At 65.0% G+C, this 5949-nt stretch carries 4 protein-coding genes; 2 read left to right on the plus strand and 2 right to left on the minus strand.

The window, feature by feature from the left end; all coding sequences use genetic code 11:
* Window positions 1-302: 302 nt before the first annotated feature.
* Window positions 303-926, minus strand: a complete 624-nt coding sequence (locus tag VGD20_RS18520) for a helix-turn-helix domain-containing protein (protein WP_081940382.1) — start codon at window positions 924-926, stop codon at window positions 303-305.
* 190 nt (window positions 927-1116) lie between these two features.
* The gene (locus VGD20_RS18525; RefSeq protein ID WP_331135852.1) at window positions 1117-3558 is read right to left on the minus strand and encodes a TonB-dependent receptor; all 2442 of its coding nucleotides are present in this window, start codon (window positions 3556-3558) and stop codon (window positions 1117-1119) included.
* A gap of 196 nt (window positions 3559-3754) precedes the next feature.
* Between VGD20_RS18525 and VGD20_RS18530 the strand changes: the two genes are divergently transcribed.
* On the plus strand, window positions 3755-5059 hold the full coding sequence (locus VGD20_RS18530; protein WP_331135854.1) for an amidohydrolase family protein: 1305 nt from the start codon (window positions 3755-3757) through the stop codon (window positions 5057-5059).
* Window positions 5060-5110: 51 nt separating this feature from the next.
* A partial coding sequence (locus VGD20_RS18535) for an aldehyde dehydrogenase family protein (RefSeq protein ID WP_331135853.1) occupies window positions 5111-5949 on the plus strand: 839 nt, incomplete at its 3' end.

Consider the following 5949-nt stretch of genomic DNA (forward strand, 5'->3'; position numbering starts at 1 on the left):
TCCCTTGTGCACCCCGGCGAAAGCCGGGGTCCATGGCGTCAGAAGGCTGACATTGCGCGATTACGCTCTGGGCCCCGGCTTTCGCCGGGGTGCACATCCCTATCGGCAGCTTCCGGTCGTTTCCTGACCTTCGTCATCCCGGGCTTGACCCGGGATCCCGCTTTTTGACGCACTCGCTGGCTTCGCTCTCAAGCGGGACCCCGGGTCAAGTCCGGGGTGACGAGGAAAGAGAGGGCGGCAACGGGTCGAAGGCGGCCTTCGTCATACCGAACCGGCTTCGATCCGCGCGCGGTGCCACCCGATCAGCCGGTGTTGACCCACAGCACGACGGCGTCTTCCTCGCTCGTCGAATAGGCGGCGTGCTGCATGCTGCTGTTGATGTAGATGCTGTCGCCGACGCCGAGGATCGCGGGTTCGTAATGCTCGGTCTGGAAGCAGATTTCGCCTTCGAGCACATAGAGGAACTCCTCGCCGCTGTGCTGCGACCAGCTCTTGAAATCCTCGAGGCTGCGCGCCTTGATCGTCGTGACGAAGGGCAGGATCTTCTTGTTCTTGAGTTCGGCGGCGATCAGCCGGTGGCGGTAGACCGCGGTTTCCATCAGGCGCCCGGCACCGTCCATCGTGACGCTGCGCCGGCCGGCGGCATCCTGACCCGAATTGCTCGCGAACAATTCGGTGATATCGATGTCGAAGCCCGTCGCGAGCTTTTGCACGACGTCGAACGTCGGCGACATCTGGTCGTTTTCGATCTTCGACAGCGTCGAGGCGGCGAGCGCGGTCAGGCGTCCCGCATCCTCGAGCGTCATCCCGCGTTCCTTGCGGAGCTGGCGTAACCGCTCACCCAGATGAAATCCCTCGGAACGAGGCCGTCTCGCGGTGCGCACCGCGCCTAATACTTCCGGCTCGTCTCCATTTCTGGGCGGCATAAGTCTCCAATCCTTAACTGCTCGAGATCGTACGGCGTCGGCGATTGGGACGGGTGGGGAGGGGTCCGGCCAATCAGCCACCGCAATCTATAAAGCACAAATTTCCGATAGGCTACGGAATTGGCATATCCGCTATGCCAATTCCGTATTTGCCCACCGGAAATTATACGCCGATCGCGAACAGACGAGATCAGAATTTAAACTTGGCGTTCAAATAATAGAAGCCGCCGGCAACCCCGAATACGCTGTGGTTATCATAGATCAGGCCGGCGCGTGCACGTGCCGCGCCGCGGCCCGGCGGATAGATGTTGAACAGGTTGCGCGCGCCGATGCTGAGATCGACATTCTCGATGCCCGAATATGTCAGCTCGGCATCGAACAGCGTCACTGCCTTGCGCGGCAGGAAGGTCGCGCCATCGAGGCGGCGCCACGCGCCATAATGGGTGGCGCGGCCCATGAAGGCGAAATCGCCGACCTTGGTCGTCGCCGAGAAATTGCCGCGCCAGCGCGGCGTGCCGCGTTCGAATTCGGTGACGATCGCCGAGCTGAAGCCCGGCGGCGGCGCACCGCGCAGATGCTGTTCGTTATAGTTCACGGCAAGGCTGAAGTCGGTCGAGGCATTGTCCGACCAGCTGTGGCGATAGGTGCTGACGAGATCGAAGCCGCGGACGCGGGTGTTCATCTCGTTCTGGAAATAGCGCACCTGTTCGATGTCCGCGCCGTTGGGGAAGTTGATCGCGGCGAGCGCGGCGCGCTCGGCCGGGGTCGTGTTGCGCGACGGCGTCAGCAGCAGGCGGTCGTCGACGTCGATCTGGTAGAAGTCGAGCGTGGCGAGGAAGCCGTCGAAGCCGGTGAAGACCATGCCCGCCGACATGTTGAACGAGGTTTCGGGCTTCAGCGCCTCCGAACCGAAGACGCGCGCCGCGGGCGAACCCGGGACGAGAACGGCGTCGAGAATGAAGCCGCCGACGCCGTCGAGCTGCGAGGTGAGGCTGGTGCCGAAGACCTGTCCCGCCGCCGGGGCGCGGAACCCGGTGCTGACCGAGCCGCGCAGGGCGAAGGCGTCGCTCAGCTCGAACCGCGTTGCGGCCTTGTAGCTGAAATTGTCGCCGAACTGGTCATAATCCTCGTAGCGCGCCGCGGCCGAAAAATTCCACCAGGGCATGATGTCGGCGTCGATTTCGGCGAACACCGCATAGCTTTTGGAATCGAAGCTGCCGGCGAATTCGGGCGAGAAGCCCTGGAAGCCGTTCGACCCCGCGGGCAGGTCCTGCAAGGGGCCGGTGGTGTAGCTCGCCTCGTCGCCCTGTCCGATGACATAGGTTTCCTTGCGGTAGCTGGCGCCGGCGAAGGCGAGGATATTGTCGGTCAGCTCGTACGAGGTTTCGGCGTCGAACTGGATTTCGCGCTGGGTGAGCGAACCCGGCTTGAACGAGGTCGGCGACTTGACCCCCATCGAGGCGTTGATCGTGCCGGTGATCGTATAGTCGACGGTGTTGGTGCCGTAGCGCGCCGAGAGGTCCCAGTTCCACGGGCCGACCTGGTCGCGAAGTCCGACCAGCGCACTGAAATCCTCGAGATTGCCCGAGAATTCAGGGGTGAAACCGCCCGGATAGATGGCGGTCAGGTCGAACGCCTGCGGATGCGCGGGCGACAGGTCGAACGCCGAATTGGCGTAGGTGCCGTGGCCGTTCAGGCCGCCGGCGGTGAAGGGCTGGCGCAGGCCGAAGGTGACCGCGCTCTTGCCGGTCATATAGTTGCCGAACGTATAGGCTTCGAGTTCGTCGCCGAGTTCGATACCGGCGTTCCACACCGATTTGAACGCCATGTAGCGCGGATCGAGATTGCCTTCGGGATGCTCGGGCACGCCGGGTACGCCAAGGTCCTTCAGCGCTTCGGCGCCCGCGTGCGTCGCCTTTTTCGCATAGGCCTTGGCCTGATCGGTATATTGCGCGGCGATGTTGAAATAGGCGTTATCGCCGACGGGAACCGCAATGTGGCCCTGGATGTCGTAGGTGCGGCCCTCGCTTTGATAATATTGGCCGGCCTGCGCGATGATCGAGCCGCCGCTGGTGGCTTTCTTGAGCTCCATGTTGATCACGCCGGCGATCGCGTCCGAGCCATATTGGGCCGACGCGCCGTCGCGCAGCACCTCGACGCTCGCCAGCGCGATCGGCGGAATGACGTTGAAATCCTGGCCCTGCGAGCCCGAGGTCGACGAGTGGCCGGTACCGATCTGCACGATCGAGGCGCGGTGGCGGCGCTTGCCGTTCAGCAGCAGGAGGACATGGTCGGCGGGCGAGCCGCGCAGCGTGACCGGGCGTACGAACGACGAGCCGTCGTTGCCCTGAAGGCGCTGGGCATTGAACGCGGGCACCAGCGTACGCAGCGCGTCGTTCACGTCGGTATAGCCGGTCGTGGCGATCTGTTCGGGGGCGATGACGTCGATCGCGACCGAGCTGTCGGTGACCGAGCGATCCTTGCGGCGCGTCCCGATGACGACGATGTCGCTGCTGCCTTCGCCGGATGCGGCGCCTTCCTCTTCGGGCGGCGCCGACTGCGCATGCGCGAGCGGCGTGATCGCGAAGGCAAGAGCCGACGACAACAGCAGGCGTGACACGAACTTGGACATTTTTCCCTCCTTTTTGGCCCAATTCCCCAGCCGGAAATTCCCCGATTTCCGGTCTGCGGCATAATTTCTAGAATTTTCCTATCATAAAAATTATTGCTCAACTAGCAAAAACTTCCTATGCGAATGGAGCGCGCTGCACCGGCGGCCTCGCGGCATCAGGTCAATGGGGGCCGACAGGAGATTTTGCTTGAAAGGCATGGGGAAATTGTCGGCGCTGGCGCTGGCGATCGGCGCGTCGCTTTCCGGTCTGGCGCTCGCCGCGCCCGGCGGAGCGGAAGGCCCCGGCACGCTGGTGATCCATGCGGGCGCGGTGATCGCGGTTCCGGGCGAAACGTCGCTGGGGCCGAGCACGGTCGTGGTCCGCGGCGGGCGGATCGCCGAAATCCGTCCGGGCCATGTCGACGTCGATGGTGCGCATGTGATCGACCTCAAGGACCGGACGCTGCTTCCCGGCCTGATCGACACGCATGTCCATTTCAGCTTTTCCCCCGAAACGAAGCTCTGGTCGGCGGCGATCGACACGCCCGAGGATGTCGCGCTGTTCGCCTTCTCCAACGCGAAAAAGACGCTGGAGGCGGGGTTCACGACGGTGCGCGACGTCGGGTCGGACGGATATTCGATCCACGCGCTGCGCGACGCGATCAACGACGGCATCGTCACCGGCCCGCGCATCTTCCTGTCGGGGACCTCGCTATCGATCGTCGGCGGGCATGGCGACATGTCGGGGCTCAACCGCAAGGCGACCGAGGCGCTCTATCCCTATGACTATACCGGCGCCTGCACCGGCGCGGTCGAATGCGCGCTGCGCGTGCGCGAAGCCGCGAAATATGGCGCCGACCTGATCAAGATCACCTCGACCGGCGGCATCATGTCGCAGCAGGCGCGCGGGCTGGGCCAGCACCTCAGCGACGAGGAACTGACGTCGATCGTCACCACCGCGCACGGGCTCGGACTGAAGGTCGCGGCGCATGCGCATGGCGGCGCGGGGGTCGCGGCGTCGGTGCGCGCGGGGGTCGATTCGATCGAACATGGCACCTGGCTCGACGAAGACACCGCGAAGCTGATGGCGGCCCGCGGCACCTGGCTGGTGCCGACGCTCGGCCTGCTCGACGGCCGCAAGGACGGCGACGCGAGCCCCGAGGTGCGCGCCAAGATGGCCGAGGCGCGCCGCGTCGCGGGACGCAACATCCAGCTCGCGGTCCGGTACAAGGTCAAATTCGCCTTTGGTACCGACGCGGGCGTGTCGCCGCACGGCCAGAACGCGCGCCAGTTCCGCCTGATGGTCGAGCAGGGTCCGATGACGCCGATGGCGGCGCTGCGCTCGGCGACGGTCGATGCCGCGGCGCTGCTCGACCGGTCGGCCGATCTCGGGACGATCGAGGTCGGCAAATATGCCGACATGATCGCGGTCGAAGGCGACCCCGCGCGCGACATTTCGGTGCTCGAGCGGGTCTCGACCGTCATCAAGGACGGCCGCATCGTCACGCACGACCGGCGCTGAACGGGCCCCGGCCGACCCAATATTCCTGCAACGCTTTTTACGGATATAAAAATGAACGCTCTCGACACCTCGCTCTCCCCGCAACCGGCCCCGGACGGCTTTGCCGATGCCGTTGCCGATATTTTCGGCGAACTCGGCCTGTCGCTCGCGGACGATCTGGGTGGTGACCTCGGCGTCTTCTCGCCGGTCGACGGATCCGAACTCGCGACGCTGAAAATGCACGGCGCGGCCGACATGGACGCGATGGCCGCGAGGGCCGGGACCGCTTTCCTCGCGTGGAAGAAAGTGCCGGCACCGCACCGCGGCGAGCTGATCCGGCGCTATGGCCAGCTCGTGCGCGAGCACAAGGAGACGTTGTCGCGGCTGCTGACGATCGAGAATGGCAAGATCCTGACCGAGGCGCGCGGCGAGGTGCAGGAGGTCATCGACATTTGCGAATATGCCGTCGGCCTGTCGCGCCAGCTGTTCGGGCTGACGATCGCGTCGGAGCGCGCCGAGCACCGGCTCACCGAATATTGGCACCCGCTGGGACCGCTCGGGCTGATCTCGGCGTTCAACTTCCCCGCGGCGGTCTGGGCGTGGGGCACGACGGTCGCGCTCGTCTGCGGCGACAGCGCGATCTGGAAGCCGTCCGAAAAGACGCCGCTGACCGCACTCGCGTTCGGCAAGCTGCTCCAGAAGGTCGCGGCCGATTATGAATTCGCGCCCGAGCATCTGGTGCAGGTCGCGATCGGCGCCGCCGAATGCGGCGGCATCATCGCCGACCATCCCGGGATTTCGATCGTCAGCGCGACGGGCAGCGTGCGTATGGGGCAGGATGTCGGCGTGCGCATCCAGCGCCGCTTCGGCCGCTCGGTCCTCGAACTCGGCGGCAACAATGCCGCGATCGT

Source organism: Sphingopyxis sp. (genome assembly GCF_036402335.1).
GTDB lineage: Bacteria > Pseudomonadota > Alphaproteobacteria > Sphingomonadales > Sphingomonadaceae > Sphingopyxis.

What these genes read in the sequence shown, in the direction of transcription:
- VGD20_RS18520 (WP_081940382.1), bottom strand. Translation starts at nt 926, where the DNA reads ATGCCGCCCAGAAATGGAGACGAGCCGGAAGTATTAGGCGCGGTGCGC.
- VGD20_RS18530 (WP_331135854.1), top strand. Translation starts at nt 3,755, where the DNA reads ATGGGGAAATTGTCGGCGCTGGCGCTGGCGATCGGCGCGTCGCTTTCC.
- VGD20_RS18525 (WP_331135852.1), bottom strand. Translation starts at nt 3,558, where the DNA reads ATGTCCAAGTTCGTGTCACGCCTGCTGTTGTCGTCGGCTCTTGCCTTC.